Annotated in this window: 19 protein-coding genes and 1 pseudogene; 15 read left to right on the top strand and 5 right to left on the bottom strand. The window is 36.6% G+C overall.

Annotated elements, in window-relative coordinates; translation table 11 throughout:
- The first annotated feature begins 198 nt into the window (after positions 1 to 198).
- Together JUJ52_RS11820 and JUJ52_RS11815 are read left to right on the top strand one after the other, a co-directional pair.
- Positions 199 to 1,044 carry a sulfurtransferase gene (locus tag JUJ52_RS11820; protein ID WP_026682409.1) on the top strand — a complete coding sequence of 282 codons (846 nt, stop codon included), beginning with the start codon at positions 199 to 201 and terminating at the stop codon, positions 1,042 to 1,044.
- Positions 1,041 to 1,604 carry a DNA-3-methyladenine glycosylase I gene (locus JUJ52_RS11815; protein WP_026682410.1) on the top strand — a complete coding sequence of 188 codons (564 nt, stop codon included), beginning with the start codon at positions 1,041 to 1,043 and terminating at the stop codon, positions 1,602 to 1,604. The genes JUJ52_RS11820 and JUJ52_RS11815 overlap by 4 nt, the downstream gene beginning before the upstream one ends.
- A gap of 619 nt (positions 1,605 to 2,223) precedes the next feature.
- Here the strand turns inward: JUJ52_RS11815 and JUJ52_RS11810 are convergent.
- Positions 2,224 to 4,005 (bottom strand): methyl-accepting chemotaxis protein, encoded by a 1,782-nt coding sequence (locus JUJ52_RS11810; protein ID WP_166530530.1) that lies wholly within the window; start codon positions 4,003 to 4,005, stop codon positions 2,224 to 2,226.
- Positions 4,006 to 4,175: 170 nt separating this feature from the next.
- Here JUJ52_RS11810 and JUJ52_RS11805 point away from each other — a divergent pair, with 170 nt between their 5' ends.
- The 5 genes from JUJ52_RS11805 to rsgA all read left to right on the top strand — a co-directional run bounded on the left by JUJ52_RS11805 (position 4,176) and on the right by rsgA (position 10,549).
- Positions 4,176 to 4,688 carry a GNAT family N-acetyltransferase gene (locus JUJ52_RS11805; RefSeq protein ID WP_121604480.1) on the top strand — a complete coding sequence of 171 codons (513 nt, stop codon included), beginning with the start codon at positions 4,176 to 4,178 and terminating at the stop codon, positions 4,686 to 4,688.
- 166 nt (positions 4,689 to 4,854) lie between these two features.
- Positions 4,855 to 6,273 carry a glycoside hydrolase family 18 protein gene (locus JUJ52_RS11800; RefSeq protein WP_121604481.1) on the top strand — a complete coding sequence of 473 codons (1,419 nt, stop codon included), beginning with the start codon at positions 4,855 to 4,857 and terminating at the stop codon, positions 6,271 to 6,273.
- A 426-nt stretch (positions 6,274 to 6,699) separates the two neighbouring features.
- Positions 6,700 to 8,325 (top strand): ribosomal protection-like ABC-F family protein, encoded by a 1,626-nt coding sequence (gene abc-f / locus JUJ52_RS11795; protein WP_205389531.1) that lies wholly within the window; start codon positions 6,700 to 6,702, stop codon positions 8,323 to 8,325.
- Positions 8,326 to 8,415: 90 nt separating this feature from the next.
- Complete coding sequence (locus tag JUJ52_RS11790; RefSeq protein ID WP_026680695.1) at positions 8,416 to 9,240, top strand: aldo/keto reductase; 825 nt, start codon at positions 8,416 to 8,418, stop codon at positions 9,238 to 9,240.
- A 241-nt stretch (positions 9,241 to 9,481) separates the two neighbouring features.
- Positions 9,482 to 10,549, top strand: a complete 1,068-nt coding sequence (gene rsgA / locus JUJ52_RS11785; RefSeq protein ID WP_121604483.1) for a ribosome small subunit-dependent GTPase A — start codon at positions 9,482 to 9,484, stop codon at positions 10,547 to 10,549.
- 240 nt (positions 10,550 to 10,789) lie between these two features.
- Here the strand turns inward: rsgA and JUJ52_RS11780 are convergent, their stop codons facing one another.
- Both JUJ52_RS11780 and JUJ52_RS11775 read right to left on the bottom strand, forming a co-directional pair.
- Positions 10,790 to 11,335, bottom strand: coding sequence for an HD domain-containing protein (locus tag JUJ52_RS11780; protein WP_026680697.1), 546 nt, complete (start codon positions 11,333 to 11,335; stop codon positions 10,790 to 10,792).
- Entirely contained in the window at positions 11,332 to 11,940 is a 609-nt protein-coding gene (locus JUJ52_RS11775; RefSeq protein ID WP_205389532.1) for a TetR/AcrR family transcriptional regulator, read from the bottom strand. Before JUJ52_RS11775 ends, JUJ52_RS11780 begins: the two co-directional genes overlap by 4 nt.
- A gap of 84 nt (positions 11,941 to 12,024) precedes the next feature.
- On the opposite strand from JUJ52_RS11775, the gene JUJ52_RS11770 reads away from it, so the two are divergent.
- Positions 12,025 to 12,567 (top strand): hypothetical protein, encoded by a 543-nt coding sequence (locus tag JUJ52_RS11770; protein WP_026680699.1) that lies wholly within the window; start codon positions 12,025 to 12,027, stop codon positions 12,565 to 12,567.
- A 202-nt stretch (positions 12,568 to 12,769) separates the two neighbouring features.
- Here the strand turns inward: JUJ52_RS11770 and glpT are convergent, their stop codons facing one another.
- Positions 12,770 to 14,131: a glycerol-3-phosphate transporter gene (gene glpT, locus JUJ52_RS11765; protein WP_026680700.1), complete on the bottom strand. Its 1,362-nt coding sequence runs from the start codon at positions 14,129 to 14,131 to the stop codon at positions 12,770 to 12,772.
- A gap of 652 nt (positions 14,132 to 14,783) precedes the next feature.
- Here glpT and fni point away from each other — a divergent pair.
- On the top strand, positions 14,784 to 15,839 hold the full coding sequence (gene fni, locus JUJ52_RS11760) for a type 2 isopentenyl-diphosphate Delta-isomerase (protein WP_205389533.1): 1,056 nt from the start codon (positions 14,784 to 14,786) through the stop codon (positions 15,837 to 15,839).
- 277 nt (positions 15,840 to 16,116) lie between these two features.
- Here fni and JUJ52_RS11755 read toward each other — a convergent pair.
- A pseudogene (locus tag JUJ52_RS11755) lies at positions 16,117 to 16,713 on the bottom strand (transposase); the annotation flags it as partial.
- Positions 16,714 to 16,965: 252 nt separating this feature from the next.
- Here JUJ52_RS11755 and JUJ52_RS11750 point away from each other — a divergent pair.
- The 6 genes from JUJ52_RS11750 (at position 16,966) to JUJ52_RS11725 (ending at position 22,841) form a co-directional block, all read left to right on the top strand.
- Positions 16,966 to 17,835, top strand: coding sequence for an MBL fold metallo-hydrolase (locus tag JUJ52_RS11750; protein ID WP_166531026.1), 870 nt, complete (start codon positions 16,966 to 16,968; stop codon positions 17,833 to 17,835).
- An 83-nt stretch (positions 17,836 to 17,918) separates the two neighbouring features.
- Positions 17,919 to 18,635, top strand: coding sequence for a DsbA family oxidoreductase (locus JUJ52_RS11745; protein WP_026683095.1), 717 nt, complete (start codon positions 17,919 to 17,921; stop codon positions 18,633 to 18,635).
- A 303-nt stretch (positions 18,636 to 18,938) separates the two neighbouring features.
- Positions 18,939 to 19,892, top strand: a complete 954-nt coding sequence (locus JUJ52_RS11740; protein ID WP_026683096.1) for an ABC transporter permease — start codon at positions 18,939 to 18,941, stop codon at positions 19,890 to 19,892.
- Positions 19,882 to 20,832: an iron chelate uptake ABC transporter family permease subunit gene (locus JUJ52_RS11735; protein ID WP_121604488.1), complete on the top strand. Its 951-nt coding sequence runs from the start codon at positions 19,882 to 19,884 to the stop codon at positions 20,830 to 20,832. The genes JUJ52_RS11740 and JUJ52_RS11735 overlap by 11 nt, the downstream gene beginning before the upstream one ends.
- Entirely contained in the window at positions 20,826 to 21,581 is a 756-nt protein-coding gene (locus JUJ52_RS11730) for an iron ABC transporter ATP-binding protein (protein WP_026683098.1), read from the top strand. The genes JUJ52_RS11735 and JUJ52_RS11730 overlap by 7 nt, the downstream gene beginning before the upstream one ends.
- Before the next feature lie 291 nt (positions 21,582 to 21,872).
- Positions 21,873 to 22,841: a siderophore ABC transporter substrate-binding protein gene (locus JUJ52_RS11725; protein WP_121604489.1), complete on the top strand. Its 969-nt coding sequence runs from the start codon at positions 21,873 to 21,875 to the stop codon at positions 22,839 to 22,841.
- The last annotated feature ends 72 nt before the right edge of the window (positions 22,842 to 22,913 follow it).

The following is a 22,913-nucleotide window of genomic DNA, read 5'->3' as shown; positions in this document are numbered from 1 at the left end:
TAGGATAAGTGGGGCTCAACTGCCAGTAAATGTCCGATTGGTTCGGGCCTACATGGAAGTAGGTCACAAAGGCGTTGCCACAGGACGTGGCGAATGAAGCCTTTGTACGCATTTGTTTTAGTAAAAACGGATGGAAGTTTCACTTTATTCTATGCTTACAATTAAAATACATCTTATTTCAGAATGGAGGGTCTAGAGTTGTCTTATGTAATCAGTATCCAGCGTTTGAAACATCGTTTGAATAATAGTCAGGATAATACCGTAATTATTGACACACGTTTTGATCTAATGAATTCGGATGCAGGTAGAAAAGCTTACTTAACTGATCATATTCCTGAAGCAGTGTATATGGATTTGGAGAAGGATCTATCTGGAAAAAAACAAAAGCATGGTGGAAATCATCCGCTGCCAGATGTTGAGATGTTGTCAGCTAAAATTGGGAAAATTGGTATCGATCATACGACGACAGTTATTATTTATGATCAGAAAAATGATATGTTTGCTGCTAGAGCATGGTGGTTATTTCATTATTTGGGACATGAAAAAGTGTATGTGTTAGATGGTGGTTATGAGCGATGGAAGGAAGAAGGAAATGAGACGACAGATGTTATCCCTCAGTTAACGGAAAAACAGTTTATCCCTAACATTCGATCTGACCAAACAGTTGATATGGAAACGGTGAAAGAAAAAGTGATGAGTAAATCAGCCGTGCTTATCGACTCACGTTCTAAAGATCGTTATTTAGGTGATAGTGAACCTCTCTATGCAAGAGCAGGGCATATTCCTGGAGCAGAGAACTATTTTTGGAAGGATGTGCTTTCGGCAGATGGAAAATGGAAAAATAAAGAAAGCTTAGAAAAGCAATTTGCCAATATAGCAAAGGACGAAGAAGTAATAGTTTCTTGTGGGTCGGGAGTATCCGCTTGTCCAAACATACTTGCCTTGAAATCGCTTGGTTATAAAAATGTAAAATTGTATCCAGGAAGCTTCAGTGATTGGATATCATATGAAAAAAATGAAGTTGCGATAGGAGAAGAATCATGAACAAATGTCGTTGTGAATGGGTAACCGATGATGATATATATATCCACTATCATGATAATGAATGGGGCAAGCCAGTATATGATGATAAAAAATTATTTGAGATGCTTAGTTTAGAGGGGGCACAGGCTGGCTTAAGTTGGATAACTATATTAAAAAGGCGTGAAAATTACTTGGCAGCATTCGATGAGTTTGATCCTGTCAAAGTAAGTGCGTATAATGAATCGAAAATAAATGATTTAATAGAGAATGAAGGCATTATTAGGAATAAGCGAAAAGTTAATTCGGTTGTAACAAATGCCCAAGCTTTTCTTGAAGTGCAAAAAGAGTTTGGAAGTTTTAGTAACTATATTTGGTCATTTGTTCAAGGTGAGCCTTTAATAAATAACTGGAAAGAACATAAAGATGTTCCTGCTACTACGAGGGAATCGGAACAAATGAGTAAAGACTTAAAACGTCGTGGCTTCAGCTTTGTAGGTCCAACTATTTGTTATGCCTTCATGCAAGCAACTGGGATGGTAAATGATCATACGAAGGATTGCTTTCTTTATCAAGGGAAGTAAATAAAATGCAACAAAAAATCGCTTCAACCTTTACTGAAGCGATTTTTTATAGTTTTAGCGTGTTGAGCCGTGTCCAGTTCCAGCACCCAGAAACTAGGCGACTTCACGAATCGCCCTAAGCTAAGTCATCATCGGCTCGCAAGCTCACCGTGATTCCTTTCTCTCGCTCTAGTCGCTATGTTTCTAATCGGGCGCTTGCGCTTTGTTCTAAGTTAAGAAAGTATAAAATCAGTGCAATGACTGCGTTAAGCCAAGTAGTTATTTTGAAATGGTTGATGTATATTGGCAATGCTCCGACTAATTACTTCGCTTTCCGCGGGCACGGCCTCAACTAACTTTGCAAAGAAGAACACGTTGCAAAGTTAGCTGAAGGACAAACCCCACGGAAAGGGAAGTGGGCAGCCGGAGTGGTGGTCAAGCAGTAGCTATTATTCCATAATAGCTACTAGAGGAAGCGTAAATCTGAGCATTTAGTGATAAGGAATGAGCGAATTTTGCTCAGTTTTTCTTAAAAGATAAGAAAGTATAAAAATTTGGCTATACCAGAGTGTTTCTTAGCTTATCCTTGTCTATCCCGCATATAATTGGCAGTAAAATCCCACTGATTGCTAGTCAAACTTTATAGTTTAAACGTATTTATTTCTTCATTTAATTTTTCAGCTAGTTCTGCTAGCTCATTTGCATTAGAAGATACTTCTTCCATAGAACTAGATGTTTGTTGGGCAGATGCGGCAGCCTGTTCCACGCCAGCAGCAGATTCTTCGGAGACAGAGGCAATCTCTTCAATTAGCTGATTCATATCTACGCTATTTGCTGCAATTTCCTTTAAATTTTCAGAAATTGTATTTATCTTATTTGTCATATCTCTCACTGCATGATTGATGGTAGTAAAGTTCTTACCAGTAGTTTCAATTTGTGCAGTTCCTTCTTTTACTTCATGATAGCCACTATTTAATGACCCAACCACTTGGGTGGTTTCTGATTGGATATTTTGAACAATCGTAGTTATTTCTCCAACTGATGATGCAACTTGCTCGGATAGCCTACGTACCTCATCAGCTACAACTGCGAATCCTTTTCCGTGTTCACCAGCTCTAGCTGCTTCTATGGCAGCGTTTAAGGATAGCAAGTTCGTTTGATCTGCAATATCTTTAATAACAAGAACTAGCTTGGAAATCTCGTTTGACTGATGATCGAGCCCTTGGACTTTTTCTACTGCTTCCGCAACAATCGAGTCTATTTGCTTCATTTGTGATACGGATTGTTTCATCAGTTCTGTACCTTCAGAAGTTAACTGTTGAACTTTCTGAGAGCTTTGCATCACTTCTTGACCATTTGCTTCTGATGATTGAACTTTTCGTACAAAATCATTCATATTTTCCGATAAATCGCCTGCACTTGTTGCCTGTGTCTCCGCACCTGAGGACAGTTCTTCCATTGTGGATGCAATTTGATTACTTCCTTCTCTTACCTCGTTAGCTGATTGAGTCAATTCCTCACTGCGAGATGAGACAGAATTGGAAGCGTTTTGAACTTTGAAAAGGATCCCTTTAATATTGTCCTTCATTTGATTAACTGACTGTGCAAGTTGCCCGATCTCGTCTTTTCCTTGATAATTCATCGATGTGGCTTGGAGGTTTCCATTTGCTACTTCTGAAGTAATTTTTACAACGTTGCTCAAATGGAGGGATGTCTTCTTACTAATTAGAATCATAAGTAAAATTCCAACGATAATAGCTGTTAAATTGGCTATCATTAATACTATTGTACTATAATTCATTGTTTCTGAAGCTTGATTCACAGATGTTTCTTGTTCTTGGCGAACGATCTTGCTTAAATCATTAACGAGCTGGATTGTTTCTGTTCGTAGTCTTGTTGAATAAGAGCGTAATGAATTTGCCATCGTATCTTCTCCACTTTGTACGGAAGCAACCATCTCATTAAAAAACGTATCATTTATACTAGCATCATTTTCTACAATCTTTTTAAATATTTCTTTTTGCTTGTTTGTTTTCATCGTGGGTTTAATTTTCTTAACAAGTGCATCAAATTCCGCTTGGTATTCTTTGAACATGTTTACATATTTATAATCCTCGGAAAGTAAATAGTCCGCAATTTGTACATCTTTTCCTTGGATCAGAGAAGATAGCTGAGTCATCTCGTTCACACGTATACTTTGCTCGCTGATTTGATCCATATTCTTTTGTCCTTTCGTTAATTGTACATAAACGATCGTGGTTGCAGCGATAAACAGAGCCGCTGTTATAAGAAAAATAGCTACATACTTTTGACCTATTTTTACATTTTTCCAATTAATAGGGCTTTTGTTCTTTTGTTTAATTGTCTTTTCTTTCTTTTGTTTTACTTTAGGTTTTATTTTTTTGACCTTATTTTTCTTCATATATATCCCCCAGTTATATTAAGAAAAGCATTTTCTTTCATTATCGACATAAAAGAACTGAGTATGAAGTACTATTTAAAATTTTTTAACATTTGCTTCATTTAATGCGTATCATGTAAAATGTGAAATTGTGGTTTGAATTGAAATAACTATAAATACAGGTGATATATATGAACTATTCAGCTTTTTTAACCGTGGAGAAGGATAAAAATGAATTAAAGCAAGAGCTAGACTCATTAGAAGTCCAATTATTTCGCATGCAAAATAGTATAAAAGAAATAGCTAAAAAGTCTGACGTTATTAGTATTGACCAAACACAAGATGACAATTGGGTTATCATTTATGCAGATAAACAATCAAATTCTTTCCAAATTATGCTCCATGAATGTACCAAGCCTTTTCGAGGTAATTGGGATTCAGCTATTCAAGCAGAATATAAAAATACAAGTACCCTTCATATTTCAGATATAAAAGGGGAACAGAACAAGGGATTTGGCTCTGTATTAATGAGGCATTTAAAGGAAATAGCTAGAGATGAGAATAAGCAGTACATCACTGGTGACATTGTTCAGCGGGATTTTGATCATGTAAATCGGCTGAAGCATTTTTATAGTAAACATTATTTTGATGTGAAAATAGATTATCAAGAACAATATGGTGAAATACTTTGGATTAATAATTGATGCTGTTCCGTAAAAACGGAGCAGTTTTTTTGAAATAAACACAGTTTGTAATAACAGGACAAACACCTAATGAATAAGATAGTCAATAGAAACAATGAGACTATATTCATGGGGTCTTGCTAATTTCTATGAATAGTAGTTACTTGAATTGGGAGCGTATATACAAATGCAAATTCATGTGATTAAACGAAATGATACATTATGGAACATTGCGGAGCGTTATGGTTCTGATTATCGACAAATAGCTGTATTAAATCAATTGAATAATCCAAATATATTAGTGATTGGGCAAGCACTTGTCATTCCAGATCCACGTAGAGAATATGTTGTGCAGTCTGGAGATACATTGTGGATGATAGCCCAACGATATCAAATACCTGTACAGGAGATTGCGGCAGTCAATCAAATAACAGACCCTAATTTGTTATTTGTAGGACAGATGTTAGAAATACCTTATTATCCATATATCGTACAGCTTGGAGATTCGTTATGGGAAATAGCCCAACAGACTGGTGTTACAGTTAATGAATTAATGAGGATGAATGCAATTACCAATCCATCGCTTATTTATCCAGGTCAAGTATTAAAAATTCCTCAACCATCCAGGCCGGTTAAAGAAATAAATGCATATGCTACAAAAACGGGAGCACAAGGTGCTCAGGAAATATTGGCCTATGGAAGGCTACTAACGTACGTAACACCATTTACGTATAGTATTCGATCAGATGGTACGATTACCGAGCTAAACGATTTACCTATTCTTGAAGCGGCAGAGGCAACAAATGTGCTGCCACTTTTAGTATTAACAAATTTCGTTGAAGGGGACTTTGACTCTGATTTAGCAGCAACATTATTACGGAGCCCTGAGTTACAAGAGAAGTTAATAACGATTCTATTAGAAGAAATGCAAGAAAAAGGATATCAAGGAGTAAATTTTGATTTTGAATATGTTTATCCTGAGGATCGAGAGAACTATAACAACTTTTTACGGCGTGTTGTAGCTCGCCTTCATCCTAATGGATATCTGGTTACTACGGCTCTTGCTCCCAAAATTAGAAGTGATCAAGAAGGATTGCTCTATGAGGCTCATGATTATAAAACACAGGGAGAAATTGTTGATTTTATTGTGCTCATGACTTATGAATGGGGATGGGCAGGAGGAAGACCATTAGCGATAGCGCCAATTAATGAGGTACGTAAGGTACTAGATTATGCAATTACAGTCATACCTCGTGATAAAATTATGATGGGAATACCGTTGTATGGAAGAGACTGGAGAATTCCGTGGCAAGAAGGTACTGTAGCTCGAACAGTTAGTTCACAAGAAGCCATCCAACTAGCTGCAACTTATGGAGCGGAGATCCAATATAATGATACCTATCAATCACCATACTTCCGTTATACGGATGGAGATGGTCAGCAGCATGAAGTATGGTTTGAGGATGCAAGAAGTATCCAAGCAAAATACGATATACTAAGAGATTATGATATAAGAGGGGCTAGTTACTGGGTATTAGGTATTCCATTTCCCCAAAATTGGCCTGTTTTGCAAAATAACTTTATCGTAAAAAAAGGTGACGTTTAGCATTGACACCTTTCTGAATTTTTAAGTATACTAGACATAATTAAAAAGGAGGTGGGTTAGATGAATCATACTGGTAGTGTAACGAAGATTAAAGAATATCTTTGGTTTCGTTATGCGATTTTTTCCGGAAATGTTGCTTGAGGGATAAGTATGCCCTTTTTTACTACAACATTAGGAAAAATACCAGTAAGAGACATCTACCTACAAGCGGATTCGTATGGAAAATCGTTGGCTTCCTCTGAAGTGGAATAGACTAACGCTTCCATATATCTAGTGAAAAAGGCGTGTAAGGGGAGAACTCTTTGCGTCTTTTTTTGGTGTTTTTAAAAGATTGTTCTTTATGATGTAAAAATTGAATAGCAATCTAATAAAAATACTTCTTTCTATGTGTAGTAAGTGTCTCTTCGGCAAACGGAGGAAGAGAAGATGATTATTAGCAGTTTACAGCAAGTGACGCAAATATTAGGTGCAAATATTATATTTAAGGATATTACAGTTGAAATTAAAGAAGGAGAACGAATTGGGTTAATTGGAAGGAATGGAGAAGGAAAGACAACCTTACTAGATTTATTGGCAAAGAAGTCGGAGCCAGCAGAAGGTACGATTACATGGAAAAAGAATTTATCCGTTGGTTTATTACAGCAAGCCCCATCTTTAGAAGCTGAAGCTGAGGTTGAATCACTGTTATTTCAAGTTTTTACAAAGCTTAATCGACTAAAATCACAAATGCTTGAATTGGAAGCTAGTATGTCTTCGGAAACGGAAGCTGATCAATTAATGCTTCTTATTGAAAAGTACGGAAAGCTTCAAGAGCAATTCCAGGATCAAGGTGGTTACGAAATGGATGCTCAAGTAAGGCGTGTAATGAATGGCTTACAAATGGAGCATTTAGCCAATAAGAAGTGGAAGAACCTAAGTGGTGGAGAAAGAACAAAGGTTGGTTTAGCGCAGCTATTATTAACAGCGCCAGATCTTCTGCTGTTGGATGAGCCGACGAATCATTTGGATTTCCTTGCGATTGAATGGCTAACAAATTTTATAAATCAATACCATGGAACAGTTGTCATTGTTTCTCATGACCGTTATTTTCTAGATGAAACAGTAACTACTATATTAGAGATGGACCAAGGAGAACTGTTGAAATATCATACGAATTATACGGATTATGTAAAAGAAAGAGAAACGCGTTTACTGCAAGAATTCCAGCAATACCAGGATCAACAGAAAAAAATAAAGAAGATGAAGGAAACGATTAAACGTTTAAAAGAGTGGGCAAATCAAGCAAATCCACCAAATGATGGCTTGCATCGTCGAGCCAAAAGTATGGAAAAAGCTTTAGAGAAAATGACTGTCTTGAAACGTCCGATTTTGGAGAAAAAGCGTATTAATTTGGATTTTCAAATGGAAAAACGTAGTGGGAAGGATGTTATTCTGCTGGATAATGTGTATAAGCGTTTTCCGAGTAAACCATTATTTTCGGCAGCCAATATGCATATTCGCTTTCAAGATCGTGTTGCTATTATAGGTGAAAACGGAACTGGGAAATCAACTCTGTTAAGAATGTTATTAGGGAAAGATGAACCAGATCAGGGTGCGATCCAACTAGGAAGCAATTTATCTATTGGTTTCTTATCACAGCATATGTTAGAAATGGATGGATCTCGATCTGTTCTGGAAGAATTTCGTGATCAAGTACCTGTTACAGAGGGAGAAGCGAGGGGGATTTTAGCAAGGTTTCTTTTCTTTGGTCCGAGTGTTTTCCGTAAGGTTAAGCAATTAAGTGGTGGAGAAAAAATGCGTCTACGTTTGGCGGAACTTGTGTACCAGAATCATAATTTGCTTATTTTAGATGAGCCAACGAATCATCTTGATATTGAATCCAAAGAGGTTCTAGAAGAAGCATTAGAACAATTTGATGGAACAATTATTGCAGTATCACATGATCGATACTTTTTAGATAGACTCTTTCCTGTAACCTATTTAATTGATCAGGAACGCTTATCGAGATATGAAGGAAATTACACGTTCGCTCGGAGAAAATGGAGAGATTAAGGATGGTCATTACGAATGCATATTGATTAAATCCAATAAGCAGCTGTGATAATATAAGAATAATATTCCAAAATGAAAGGGAGTTAAAAGATGCAGTATATAACACTTAACAACGGTTTGAAAATGCCACAATTAGGATTTGGTGTTTGGCAAGTACCGGATGAAGAAGCGACCCCTGCAGTGGAAAAGGCACTAGAAATTGGTTACCGCTCTATTGATACGGCAAAAGTTTATGAAAACGAAAATGGTGTTGGTAAGGCACTAGCAAACAGTAATGTTGCACGTGAAGACCTTTTTATCACTACTAAAGTTTGGAATTCGGATCAAGGCTATGAGAATACGCTACAGGCATTTGACAAAAGCTTAGAACGATTAGGCTTAGATTATGTTGATCTTTACCTTATTCACTGGCCGACGCCTGAGTATGATGACTATGTGGAAACATATAAAGCTTTGGAAAAGCTATATAAGGATGGTCGTGTGAAAGCGATTGGTGTTTGTAACTTTAATGTGGAGCACTTGCAACGATTAATAGATGAATGTGATGTTGTTCCTGCGGTTAATCAAGTAGAGTGTCACCCATACTTGCAGCAAAAAGAAGTAAAGGAATTCTGTGAAAAACACAATATATATCTTGAAGCTTGGAGTCCATTAATGCAAGGTGGCGAAGTATTAAAAAATGATGTAATTACTAGTATTGCTGGTAGTTATAGTAAAACACCTGCTCAGGTAATTCTTCGCTGGCATCTGCAATATAATAATATTGTAATACCTAAATCAGTTACACCATCTAGAATGGAAGAGAATTTTAACGTGTTTGATTTTGAACTAACGACTGATGATATGAAAAGGATCGAAGGATTGGATCGAAATGAGCGTAAAGGCCCGGAGCCGAGCGAAATGAATATTAGATAGGCAGAGAAGCCAGACGTGTTTTTTACGTCTGGCTTTTTGCTGAATTGTACAGAAGAACTTTACTAAGTAAGTAATATAGGGTATAACTATTGTAGGTTAACACCGATAGGTCCATTTTGAAAGGAGTGATGTTTTATGAGTGCAACTGTAAAACGAAATTTATGTACGTACACATCAAACAAAATGGAGGAACGGTCGGTATAATGAGGGTGCTTTCTCCATTATAGGAGGAATTTTCATAGTGAACGATTTGGTAAAGTTAGGATGGGAGGAATCATCTTCACCATCTGTCAATTTGAATACAATTGCACGTGTTATTACGGTGCAACGGAATAGCTATCGCATATCTGATGGTCGATATGAGTATATAGCGCATGTTAGTGGGAAATTCTTTAATGAGGTTAATTCATCAATGGATTTTCCTGCTGTTGGTGATTGGGTGGTTGTGGAGAAACTAATTGATGAGAAAAAAGCAGTAATAAAGGAACTATTACCACGTAAAACTCAATTTGTTCGCCAAGCGGCTGGTGATAAGACAGAAGCGCAGTTAGTTGCTGCAAATTTGGATACTATTTTTATCGTAGGTTCGTTAAATGATGATCTTAATGTACGAAGGATGGAAAGATATATTATCTCAGCCTATGAGAGTGGAGCTTCACCAGTTATAGTGCTTACGAAAAAAGATATGTGTAAAGCTGATGAAATAGCTACGATCATGTCTGAGCTTGAAGAGGTTGCAATTGGGATTCCGATTGTTACATTGAGCAGTATAACGGGAGAAGGTATAACGGAATTTATGTCTTATTTGCCTCCACGTAAAACTGCAGCGCTTTTAGGTTCATCTGGCGTAGGAAAATCAACATTGGTAAATGTGCTACTGGAAGAACAGGTTCAACTTACAAATGCTATACGGGAGAATGATAGTAAAGGTCGTCATACAACAACACATCGTGAAATGTTTTTATTGAAAAATGGTGGATTACTTATTGATACACCTGGTATGCGTGAGCTGCAGCTTTGGGAAGGTGAACATGCTATTGATACGGCATTTGAGGATATTGAAGCCTTCGTTACCGCATGTTATTTTACCGACTGCAAGCATGATACGGAGCCTGGCTGTAGAGTGAAGGATGCCCTTAATTCAGGTGAATTGTCTGAAGCACGTTTCCAGAGCTATCTAAAATTACAGCGTGAGTTAGCTTATGAAAAGAGAAAGCAGGATCAAAAAGCACAACTCGAAGAAAAAAATAAGTGGAAGCAGCTTACCAAAAATATGAAGACAAGATATAAAAATCGTAGATATAAATAAAAGAAAGACAGCCTCCATTCCTCATTGGAAATCGGAGGCTGCTTTATTATCTATAAAAAATGAAGTGGAAGTCGAGTAATCATCAAGAACAGTACTGTATGCGAGTCAAGGCATATAGTTGATTGCCACTCTTTCCGGAAGATTATAATATATCCCAGATGTAACAGACAGAAAGAGCCTTACTAAAGCAATGTTTTCCTCAAGAATTCTGTGGAAAAAACACAATGGAATACTACTTTATTATTTTCCTTCAAACACTCTAGCAACAGTTTCTTCATATAATCTAAAGTAATTGGGGATTTCTTCAGAACGTAAACCATAGTACATTACTTCAACTAATGACTGATTGTACCATTTTTGCTTTTCGAAAGGAGCGTTAAAATGGTCCCAAACAATTGCACCTTGACCTCTCAAGTCCTGTTCTAAGCTTAGTAAATTATCTAGTTTATCAGCAATAATTAAATATTTTATCTCCTTTTCCGCAGATTTCAAGTTGTCAATTGTATGCTGTTTTCTTTCCTGCCAACTTAGAGATTTATTTTCTGTATTGGCTGCAACCAAGTGAGCTATTGAATCACCAAATTGTTCCTTAATATCCTTAATAGTATAAGAAGTGTCTTCCGCCACATCGTGTAAATATCCAGCACTAATTAATTCATCACGAAAACCAGCTGCTGCTAACCTTGCTGCTACACGGATGGGATGAGTGATATAAGGATCATTGGAACTCTTTCTTCGTTGTCCATCATGTGCCTTTGTTGCGAACGCTTTAGCTTTTTGTCTCATTTATCCAAAACCTCCTGTTTACATAAACTCTTTAGATGATGTTGGATCACAGAGGTCATCATTTCTTTAGACAGGCTATCTGGTTGTAGCAAATGATGAATAGCAAGTCCATCAATGAGTGCATATAACCGTTCAGTTTCAATCTCAGTAGCAAACTGATCAGGTACGAATTGCAGGGAGATAAGATGATCAATAACAGCAATAATAACACGTCGTAAGTCATGATATACCTTTTGATTCAACTGCATTAAATCTGGGTCAACAAGACTTCTTGCTGAAAAACTTAACCATACCTCCATCTCTATTTTTCTGTCTTTATCTAAAGGTATAAATTCAAAAAGAACTTCCTCCATGACTTGTAGTGGTGGACCATCGTACTGTTGACTGGCCATTCTTTCTCGAGCTCTATCGGAGACTAGTTGCATGGAATAAAGCAACAACTCCGATTGGGTTGTGAAATAGTGCCTTAAAGCGCCTACTGATAAATCAGCAGCATGAGCGATATTACGAACGGTTGCTTGCTCTATTCCTTCTTCTACAATTATTTTCCATGTTGCTTCTGCTATTATAATTTTTCTTTTTTCATGATCTACTTTTTTTGGCATGTCATTATTATAACACAGTTGTATTATTTAAATAAGTAACGTATAATTTAATTAATACGATTGTACTAAAAAGAGGTGGATTCTTTGATTGGTTGGTTAATTATTGCTTGTGAGATCGGTTTTTGGATATTTGTTTTAGCTGGTTTAATCGCAAGATATGTATTTAAAAAGAGACGGCTTGGGGCTATATTACTTATCCTTACTCCAGTTGTTGACTTTATCTTGTTAATGGCAACAGTAATTGATTTGAAAAACGGGGCAATTGCCACAACAGTTCACGGTATTGCTGCTATTTATATTGGTGTAAGCATAGGCTATGGTCATAGTATGATCAAATGGGCGGATCAACAATTTGCCTATCGGTTTGCTGATGGTGAGAAGCCGTCTAAAAAGAAAAAGTATGGAAAGGAATTCGCTAAAAGCGAACGAGTTGGTTGGTATCGTCATTTGTTAGCTTGGTGCATAGGGAGTGTATTTTTAGGAGGTATCATTTTATATATAAATAATCCGGAACAGACAAATGCGTTATTTGAAACCTTTCGTCTCTGGTCACTAATATTGCTGATTGATTTTGTTATTAGCTTTAGTTATACATTATTTCCAAAGAAGTCTAGTTCTCACGTTTAGCACGATATTATATTTTTTTAGGTTCCTGTTGTTCCACTATATTTACACGATACAAGGATGGTCACATTAGGTAAAATAAATCAGCTATAGGTGTCCTGTTCTAGCGTTTGACAAAGGATTGTTTCATTTGAACTTTAGATATATAAAAAGGGGAGCCCTTTAGCCATTTTCCATAGCTTTTGGAACTCCCTATAATTTATTATTAATGCTTAACTACTTCTTGTCCGCGAACATTCCAAGTTAACGTAAATAATAGAATGGCTAATATGCAAGAACCAGTTAATAAAAGGAAACCTGCATTCCAGCCTGCATGTTGTACAATAAATCCCATAAGTGCATTTGCCATTACAGCACCACCAAGATAGCCAAACAAACCTGTTAGGCCAGCAGCGGTTCCGGCAGCTTTCTTTGGTACAAAGTCTAATGCTTGTAAGCCGATAAGCATAACCGGTCCATATATAAGGAAACCTATTGCTATAAGTGCTAAGTTGTCAATTAAAGGGTTTCCTGCTGGATTAAGCCAATAAACAACAACAGAGAGTAGAACTCCTACCATGAAGATGACACCTGCAGGACCACGACGCCCTTTAAATACCTTATCGGAAATATATCCACATAATAATGTCCCAGGGATTCCAGCCCACTCGTATAAGAAATAGGCTAAACTAGATTCTTCCATATTAAAGGATTTTTCTTCACTTAAATACGTCGGTGCCCAGTCAAGTACACCATAGCGCACAAAGTATACAAACACATTTGCTAATGCAATTGTCCATACCCATTTATTATTTAAAACATATTTAAACAATATTTCTTTTGTAGTTAGTTCTGTTTCGTATGTTTTTTTATCCTTGCTTTGATAATCATTACGGTACTCCTCGATCGGTGGTAAACCGACGGATTGTGGCGTATCTCTCATTAACAAGAACGCAATGATAGCAACCACGATTGCAACAAGAGCTGGTAGAATAAATATTCCTTCGTAGCCGACAAACACAGCACCAAAATAAGTAGTGCAAATGGATACACCTGCTATCGCTAGTGGTGCCATTAACCCGCCACCAACGTTGTGTGCTACATTCCAAATCGAGGTTTTCGTGCCTCTTTCACTAACGCTAAACCAGTGTACTAATATTCTTCCGGAAGGTGGCCACCCCATACCTTGTGCCCATCCATTTAAAAATAGCATTATAAACATGATAGTCACTGTTGAAGTAAAGAATGGCACGAAGCCAATTAGTAAGTTGATAATAGCTGATAATATGAGTCCAATGGTGAGGAAATATCTAGCATTACTGCGATCTGATACAGTCCCCATCACAAACTTACTTACACCATAAGCAATGGAAATTGCTGCTAAAGCAATCCCTAATTCCCCTTTGGTAAAGCCTTCCTCTGTTAAATAAGGTATCGCAAGCGAAAAGTTTTTACGAATTAAATAATATCCTGCATAGCCAATAAATATTCCTAAAAATACTTGCAACCGAAGCTTTTTATAGGAAGAGTCGATTTTTTCTTCTGGCATCCTTTCTTTATGAGGTGCAGGCTTTAAAAATTTGAACATTTGTTCTCCCTTCTTTCCCTATATTTAAGTTAAATGAGTCAAGTTTATAATGGTAGCCTAATCCGAGTGATCTTGAATGTGAATAGTGAATACAGTAAATTTCATCTACAGGCACACGCTTACCGTGAGTCATCTCATCGATTCATGCCAATTAAGTCTCATCTGAGCACTCTTCCTGTAGAGTCACCACCATATGTTACAATCGATGAAATCAGCATCTTTCAATCACGAGTTATTTTAAATTTACCCGAATAAAATCGCTAATATTCCTCCCCTGGTTGAAGCTTCCCTTTTTATAGATTGTTCGGATAAGCACTTATGAAATTGATTCCAATAGGCATGGGTGTAAATTACGAAAAAAAAAGACATGCTTAAACGCCTCTTCTATAAAAGAAAAGAGGAATAAAGCTGTCTCTCCATTATCTCCGACCCATATATTAACTTATTAATTTAATGTAAACTGTAATGCAATCGCTGTCAATATATTTTTGGAAGAAAGCATTTTTTCATTAGCCTCGTATTTGGAATTAACCACTCAAAATAAGCGATTAGCTGAGTCTGCAAAATTATTAAAGAAAGATCATTACAATACGAACAATTGGTCAAGGTATGTTATGATATGGATGGAGTTCTAAAATTGGAGGTCTATAAAATGGAAGAAGGAATTAACCGTAGAAAGACAGAGCATATTCGACTTTGTTTAACCGAAAATGTAGAAGGCATCAATAAATCAACAGGGTTAGAGGGAATTTCATTTATACATAATGCACTTCCAGAAATTAATTTTGATTCTATCGAGACAACTACTACGTTTTTACATAAATCACTGCAGGCCCCATTCTTAGTAAGTTCAATGACTGGAGGGTCTGAGCTAGCAGCACAAATTAATCAAAACTTATCATTAGCAGCGGAAGAAAAAAGATGGGCGGTGGCACTTGGATCTACAAGGGCGCTATTGGAAAGTGACTCGCATAAGGATTCTTTTTTAATACGTAAGCAAGCACCAACTGTTCCATTAATTGCTAATTTAGGTGCTGTTCAATTAAATTATGGGTATGGTGTCGAAGAAGCACAACGAATTGTAGATTTGACGGAGGCGGATTCTCTCGTTCTGCATTTAAATAGCTTACAGGAAGCAGTACAAGATGAAGGGGATCTGAATTTCAATGAACTATTGCCGAAAATCGAGAAGATATGTGAGCGTCTAGATGTTCCAGTTGGAGCGAAAGAAGTAGGATTTGGGATAGATGGTACGGTAGCTAAGCGACTATACGATGCAGGGATTTCGTACATTGATGTAGCTGGAGCTGGTGGCACATCATGGAGTCAAGTCGAAAAGCTAAGATCTCAAGATTCACTTAAGAAGGCTGCAGCAGAAGCATTTAATAACTGGGGAATACCTACAAAGGATTGTATTGTGTCCGTAAAAAGTAAGCTACCGAACATACCACTCGTAGCAAGTGGTGGTATGAAAACAGGCGTAGACGCAGCAAAAGCAATTACGATTGGAGCCGATGTGATTGGATTTGCTAGGCAATTATTGCAAGCTGCAACAGAATCAGTGGAATCTGTAATGCAAACAATGGAACAAATCGAATTGGAATTGAAAATGGTGATGTTTGGAATTGGTGTTACTTCTTTAAACGAGTTAAAAAATACAAAACGTCTAACGATTATGGGGAAATCCTTGCTTGATGAAAGCAGCTAAGCCATTAGGTTTTAGCTGTTTTTATTTTAGTCTAGGAATTATAAAATTAGCCCATGTGGATAAAAATGGGCGAGTTGAGCCGCGTCCAGCTCCAGCGCCCACAAACTGGTCGATTTCACGAATCATCTTACGATAAGTCATTATCGGCTCGCAAGCATACCATGATTCTTTTATCTCCGTTGACTCGCTCCAGTCCTAATCGGGCGCTTGCGCTTTTGTTCAAAGATAAGAAAGTATAAAAATTTGGCTATACCAGAGTGTTGGTATCTTTTCTTCTTCATGACACATGAAACAATGATAGTTGACGTAGGTCTTCTTTGGACGTAAGTGGTCGGTTCCTTTTTTCTTCTTCCCTTTTTTGCGTCGTTTGTTGGTCTGTGCGATAGTGAATCAACCTTTCTAAATAATTCCTTGCTTCTTTTGTTAATGCAATCTTTATTTCTAATTTCCCATTCTCTAGACACACTTCTCCCTTGTATTCATAGTAATTGTCGCAATGCGAGCACACAAGGGGATCTTTTTGACCACTAGAAATAATACGCTCTCTCCAGGTTTGGCGGCGTAATGTCTTCTTCACTTTTACTATCCATTTCCTTGTACCTTGTTGCCATGTAGCTAATAGCTTTTTGCTTAAGCTCTTACTCCTTCTAGAATACACCCCATAGTGACGAATTGTCTTGAACTGTTCATTAGGAATATGACGTATTAATCGAATAATAAATTCTTCTACCGTTACGGTCTCATGTTTTTCTTTACCGTCTACTTTATCCATATATTTGAATGTCACATGTTGACCATCATATTCCTCGATACGATTGTTCCCAATCGCTGGTCGAGTATAACGTAGTAGAAGAGTTTGATTTGATGGATGGCGGAGACCCAACTACGCCACCAAGATTCAGCTGTGAACAATGTGGAGGAGAAATGTATCCGGAGTATTATAAAGGAGTACAAGGACACGAATACAAACTATCGGATGTGCTCTAGCTATGGCAAACAGGAAAGGACCGGGCTGGTTTTTGCCCGGTTTTTCTTATTGCTTAGTCAAAAAACATGTAACTCCTGCATGAAGTTTCTAGATATGTTAAATACTATTCTTATTAATTAGCAAAGGAGTCGTGTTTAGATGGATCAAGATTTTCATCAAAAGGAACATCATAAATTCATTCCGATGACATCTATTACAAGTGGTGGTGGTATTCAAGTAAAAAGTGATGTTTATTACTATACAGATCAAATAGTTAATATTGGTTTTATCGGATATCCCGATAAGGGAGAATGGGTGCTTATAGATGCAGGATTACCCAATGCAGCTCCTGAGATAAAATCCGTTGTAGTTGATCGCTTTGGTAAGGGAAGTAAACCAAAAGCAATCCTTTTAACACATGGGCATTTTGATCATGTAGGAGGGCTAGCAGATTTAGCAGAAGAGTGGGAGGTACCTATTTATACACATGCAAACGAATTACCTTTTTTACGTGGCGAAAAAAGTTATCCGGAACCAGACACAACAGTTGATAGTGGAATATTAGCCAAGATATCTTCGTTATATCCAAATGAGCCAATTGACTTAGGAGATGTAGTTCAGCCCTTACCTGATAATCATCAAGTTCCCTATTTAGATGGTTGGAGATGGATTCACACGCCAGGACATTCGCCTGGGCATGTATCCTATTTTCGTGAAAGTGATTCCCTTTTATTTTCTGGTGATGCATTCATTACAGTTCGTCAGGAATCTTTCTCTCGTGTATTTATGCAAACAGCAGAGGTGAGTGGTCCACCTAAGTACTTTACGACGGATTGGAAAGCTGCACAAGCATCTGTTGAGAAACTAGCAGCGCTTGATCCACAAGTTGTTATACCTGGACATGGTGTCGCTATGGAAGGTGAAAAACTAACAAAAGGATTACAAAAGCTTGTTGATTATTTTGAAGACATCGCTGTTCCAAATCAGGGAAGATATGTAGATACAGATCGCTCTTCACCTAAACATTAAGACATAGCTGCTACGAAACAAGCACAATTCTTCATTCCTTTAGAATAGCTATGCTACAATGTAAGGAGAAATGAGGTGTAGTTATGAAAATCGAAGTTTGGTCGGATTTTGTATGCCCTTTTTGTTATATTGGAAAAAGAAGACTAGAAAATGCAATGAAAACTTTTCCACATGAAAATCAAATAATACTTGAGTTTAAAAGCTATGAACTGGATCCAAATACCGAAGCAACTCCTAATAAATCAATTCATGAATATCTATCAGAAAAAAAAGGAATGTCGATAGAACAAGCGAAGCAAATGAATGAGAGTGTTGGAAAGCAAGCGGCTGAAGTTGGTTTAACCTATCATTTTGATACGATGCAACATACCAATACTTTTGACGCTCATCGTATTGCAAAATATGCGGAACAACAAGGAAAAGGTATAGAAATGGCAGAACGCTTGATGCATGCTTACTTTACAGAGTCAAAGTTAATTAGTGATTATGAAACATTAATTGCGCTTGCGATTGACGTGGGCTTGGATGAAAATGCGGTTACAACGTTGCTTAAAGTAGATGATTACGCGATTCATGTGCGCGCAGATGAGGAACAAGCCCGACAAATTGGTGTGCAGGGTGTACCCTTTTTTGTGTTTAATGAAAAGTACGCCCTTTCAGGAGCACAGCCACAGGAAGTATTTGCGGAAGTACTTGAACAAGTATGGGAAGAAGAGCAACAAGAAAGCAAATTAAAATCACTAAACCCTAAATCCTCAAAAACGACCTATTGCACAGACGAAGGCTGCGAGACAGAATAAGCCGTTCTCAAAGGATTATTGAGAAGTTCCTTCTTAATAATCCTTTTATCACATTCTCCATACTATAGCACGCGAAGATTTTTAAATAAAAAATGTACTTTCCCACATATATAAGAAAGCGCTTCATTCTTTTGGCTTATTTGTGAATAAAATATAAACGAAAGCCTTTTTTTATTGACGTGAAGGGGAAATCTGTTATACTTATAGAAGAATCTAATTGATAATGAATATCATTATTAATTAGAACGATTCAAAAGTAAGAATAATTATTAATATAGGAAAGTTGGAAGAGAAGGTCAGTCTATGAAAATACGTTACTTAGTACTAGCACTTATACTACTTTCCTTTGTATCTTTATTTATTGGTGTTTCTGATATATCTCCATTAGATATATTTGGATTATCAGAGGATCAGGCAAAAGTATTAATGGTATCAAGAGTTCCAAGACTTATTAGTATATTAATAGCTGGAATGAGCATGAGCATATGTGGACTAATTATGCAACAGTTAAGTAGAAACAAATTTGTTTCACCTACAACTGCTGGTACATTAGATGCAGCAAGGCTTGGTATCCTCGTTTCCATGGTTGTATTTACAGCTGCCAATCCATTTCAAAAAATGCTTGTATCATTCGCATTTGCGCTTTTAGGTACATTTGCATTTATGAAGATACTGGAAAAGATAAAATTTAAAGATGCCATATTCATTCCGCTTATTGGACTGATGTTTGGAAATATCATTAGCTCCATGTCCACTTTCATCGCATACAAGTATGATTTAATTCAAAATATATCGTCATGGATGCAGGGCGATTTTTCTATGATTATGAGTGGAAACTACGAGTTAATGTATGTTAGCATTCCGATCCTGCTATTGGCTTTTTTTTATGCCAATAAATTTACCATTGCTGGAATGGGTGAGGACTTCTCCAAAAACTTGGGTTTAAATTATCGACAAGTAGTTAATTTAGGTCTAATTATAGTAGCATTAGTTACTGCATCCGTAGTCTTGGCGGTAGGTGTGATTCCATTCCTTGGTTTGATTATTCCGAATATCGTAACCATCTATCAAGGTGATCATTTAAAGAAGAGCTTGGTACATACAGCATTATTAGGGGCTTTATTCGTTCTTATATGTGATATTATTGGCAGAGTAATTATATATCCATATGAAATACCAATTAGCTTAACCGTTGGCGTGATAGGTAGTGGGTTATTTATCTATCTGCTGTTTAGGAGAAAAAAATATGGGATATAAAAAGAAAACACTCGTACTAGCCATAATTGCTGTTTTATTAACAATGCTCTATATCTTTTATGATCTAAGTGGAAATATTGGCTATATCCTACCAAGGCGAATTATGAAAGTAGTTGCTATATTACTTACAGGTGGTGCAATTGCTTTTGCAACAACCATCTTTATGACCATAACAAATAATCGCATCTTGACACCAAGTGTATTAGGACTGGATTCACTGTACTTACTTATCCAAACGTTAATTATTTTTACCATAGGTTCCAATTCATTAATAATGATGAATAGTAATGTTAACTACCTCGTGTCAATTGGAGGAATGGTTGTTTTCTCTTTATTACTCTACCAAGTACTTTTTAAAGGAGAAAGCAACAATATCTATTTTCTCTTGCTCGTTGGTATGATATTGGGAACGTTCTTTAGCAGTATCACTTCCTTTATGCAAGTTCTGATCGATCCAAATGAATTTATGGTAGCACAGGATCGTATGTTTGCAAGTATTAACAATGTAAATACCAATCTTGTTTATATCTCCATTGTGATATTTGTACTGCTTATTATTTATTTAATGCGGTATTATAAATATTTAGATGTATTGGGGTTAGGGAAGGATAATGCAATTAATTTAGGTGTGCCCTATAATCGTGTTGTTAAACATTTACTAATCATTGTTGCCATATTTATTTCCATGGCAACAGCACTAGTTGGACCCATGACGTTTCTTGGGTTGCTCGTCGTAAACTTAGCTTATGAGTTTTTAAAAACGTTCCGTCATTTTTACATTCTTATTGGTTCGATGCTAATTAGCATTATCGCATTACTAGGTGGTCAATTTATTGTGGAGAAAGTATTTACTTTCCAAACAACTATTAGTGTCATCATTAACTTTATTGGTGGTATTTACTTTATATATCTTTTGTTAAAGGAGAATAAATCATGGTAGACATAAAAAATGTATTTAAGTCGTATAACCAGAAGAAAGTGATTGAAGATGTTTCTTTAAACATTGAAAAAGGGACCATTACTTCTTTCATCGGACCGAATGGTGCTGGGAAAAGTACGTTGATCTCTATGGTTAGTCGTCTTATCGCAAAAGATAATGGAAATATATCCATTGATGGCAAAGACATTATGGAAACTAAAAACAATGAGCTGGCTAAGAAGATATCGATACTAAAACAATCTAATTCGATCAACTTAAAACTAACAGTTCGGGAGCTCGTATCATTTGGACGATTTCCTTACTCTCAAGGTAAGCTCAATAGCTATGATTGGGAAAAAGTGGATGAAGCCATTGATTATATGGAGCTTCGTGAGATGCAGGATAAGTTTTTAGATGAACTAAGTGGTGGTCAACGTCAACGTGCACATATTGCCATGGTAATTGCACAGGATACAGAGTACATTCTTTTGGATGAGCCATTAAATAATCTGGATATGCGCCATTCCGTTCAAATCATGAAGACACTAAGAAATTTAGTAGATGAGCTTGGGAAAACAATATTAATTGTTATTCATGATATTAATTTTGCGTCATGCTACTCAGATAATATTGTGGCTTTGAAGGATGGAAAGGTAGTAAAACAAGGTAAGGCTTGTGATGTCATTGATAAATGTGTCCTAAAAGATATTTATGATATGGACATTGATATTCAAGACATTGATGATAAACGTATATGTGTTTATTTTTAATCATCTACATGGCTTAATACCATTTGAAGTGATTCCAATATAAAAAATCCCCCCATCATGATGTTAGAGAAAACTAAGGTCATGATGAAGGAATGCTGACAATTTTAATTTTATCGTATGTTTTGGCACAGGTAAATAGGTTTAAGAAAAAAAGCTCTTGGAATGCTTTCATATAACGAGCCCGGTACAAAAGAGATTGGGCAAAAATGACACTGGAAATCTACTTTGAATGGTAAGAAGCGGTATGGTTAATATAAAAAATATTAAATTAAAAAGATTGGGGAGTTTATGATGAAGAAATTACTATTGTTACTATTCATGAGCATAATGGTCTTCGCATTGGCTGCTTGTGGTTCAGATGAAGAAAAAAGTAGTGATGAAGGGAATAGCGGAAGTAAGGAAAAGGAAACTGCTGAAACAGAAAATATAAAGATAACGCAAGAACTTGGCGATACAGAAGTACCGCAGAATCCTGAAAAAGTAGTTGTTTTTGATTATGGTGTACTTGATTCATTAGATAAATTAGGAGTAGAAGTAGCGGGTGTTGCCAAAGGTAATATCCCATCGTATTTAGAAAAATATGAAGGGGAAGAATATGAAAATATCGGAAGCTTAAAGGAACCAGATTTTGAGAAAATTGCTGAAATTGATCCGGATGTCATCTTTATCTCAGGGCGTCAGTCATCTGTATATGATCAGCTATCAGAATTAGCTCCTACTGTTTACTTAGGTGTTGATACTACTCGTTACATGGAATCATTTAAAGAAAACATGAGTACACTTGGTAAGATTTTTGATAAACAGTCTGAAGTAGAAGAAGAACTAGCAACAATCGATGAATCGATTGCAGGAATACAAGAAAAAGCAAAACAAGCTGATGAGAATGCATTAATCATTCTAGCAAATGATGATAAGATTAGCGCATATGGTCCTAGTTCACGTTTTGGTATTATTCACGATGTGTTTAATGTGCCTGCAGTAGATAAAGATATCGAAGCATCTACTCATGGTCAAAATGTTTCATTTGAATATGTAGTTGAAAAGAATCCTGATTTACTTTATGTTATTGATCGTAGTGCAGCAATTGGAGAAGAATCTTCTGCAAAGCAAATTGTGGAGAACGAACTAGTTCAAGGCACGAAAGCTTATGAAAATGATAATATCGTGTACCTTGATCCTGAATTCTGGTACTTATCTGGTGGCGGACTTGTATCTGTTCAGGGTATGGTTGATGAAATTCAAGCAAGCTTAGAAAAATAATTACAAAAAGCATGTCTTAGTAAATTGGTAGAGACAGAGACAAAAGAATGAAGAAACAATAAAAGACGAACG

It is taken from the genome of Virgibacillus sp. AGTR (genome assembly GCF_016919725.2).
GTDB classification, from domain to species: Bacteria; Bacillota; Bacilli; order Bacillales; family Amphibacillaceae; genus Virgibacillus; species Virgibacillus salarius.
The sequence above is the reverse complement of the archived record's forward strand: the minus strand, read 5'-3'. Positions and strand labels throughout refer to the sequence as shown.

Excerpts from the sequence above, each read along its gene's own strand:
- JUJ52_RS11815 (WP_026682410.1), top strand. The coding sequence starts at position 1,041 with ATGAACAAATGTCGTTGTGAATGGGTAACCGATGATGATATATATATC.
- JUJ52_RS11810 (WP_166530530.1), bottom strand. The coding sequence starts at position 4,005 with ATGAAGAAAAATAAGGTCAAAAAAATAAAACCTAAAGTAAAACAAAAG.
- JUJ52_RS11805 (WP_121604480.1), top strand. The coding sequence starts at position 4,176 with ATGAACTATTCAGCTTTTTTAACCGTGGAGAAGGATAAAAATGAATTA.
- JUJ52_RS11800 (WP_121604481.1), top strand. The coding sequence starts at position 4,855 with ATGCAAATTCATGTGATTAAACGAAATGATACATTATGGAACATTGCG.
- abc-f (WP_205389531.1), top strand. The coding sequence starts at position 6,700 with ATGATTATTAGCAGTTTACAGCAAGTGACGCAAATATTAGGTGCAAAT.
- JUJ52_RS11790 (WP_026680695.1), top strand. The coding sequence starts at position 8,416 with ATGCAGTATATAACACTTAACAACGGTTTGAAAATGCCACAATTAGGA.
- JUJ52_RS11780 (WP_026680697.1), bottom strand. The coding sequence starts at position 11,335 with ATGAGACAAAAAGCTAAAGCGTTCGCAACAAAGGCACATGATGGACAA.
- JUJ52_RS11775 (WP_205389532.1), bottom strand. The coding sequence starts at position 11,940 with ATGCCAAAAAAAGTAGATCATGAAAAAAGAAAAATTATAATAGCAGAA.
- glpT (WP_026680700.1), bottom strand. The coding sequence starts at position 14,131 with ATGTTCAAATTTTTAAAGCCTGCACCTCATAAAGAAAGGATGCCAGAA.
- fni (WP_205389533.1), top strand. The coding sequence starts at position 14,784 with ATGGAAGAAGGAATTAACCGTAGAAAGACAGAGCATATTCGACTTTGT.
- JUJ52_RS11750 (WP_166531026.1), top strand. The coding sequence starts at position 16,966 with ATGGATCAAGATTTTCATCAAAAGGAACATCATAAATTCATTCCGATG.
- JUJ52_RS11745 (WP_026683095.1), top strand. The coding sequence starts at position 17,919 with ATGAAAATCGAAGTTTGGTCGGATTTTGTATGCCCTTTTTGTTATATT.
- JUJ52_RS11740 (WP_026683096.1), top strand. The coding sequence starts at position 18,939 with ATGAAAATACGTTACTTAGTACTAGCACTTATACTACTTTCCTTTGTA.
- JUJ52_RS11735 (WP_121604488.1), top strand. The coding sequence starts at position 19,882 with ATGGGATATAAAAAGAAAACACTCGTACTAGCCATAATTGCTGTTTTA.
- JUJ52_RS11730 (WP_026683098.1), top strand. The coding sequence starts at position 20,826 with ATGGTAGACATAAAAAATGTATTTAAGTCGTATAACCAGAAGAAAGTG.
- JUJ52_RS11725 (WP_121604489.1), top strand. The coding sequence starts at position 21,873 with ATGAAGAAATTACTATTGTTACTATTCATGAGCATAATGGTCTTCGCA.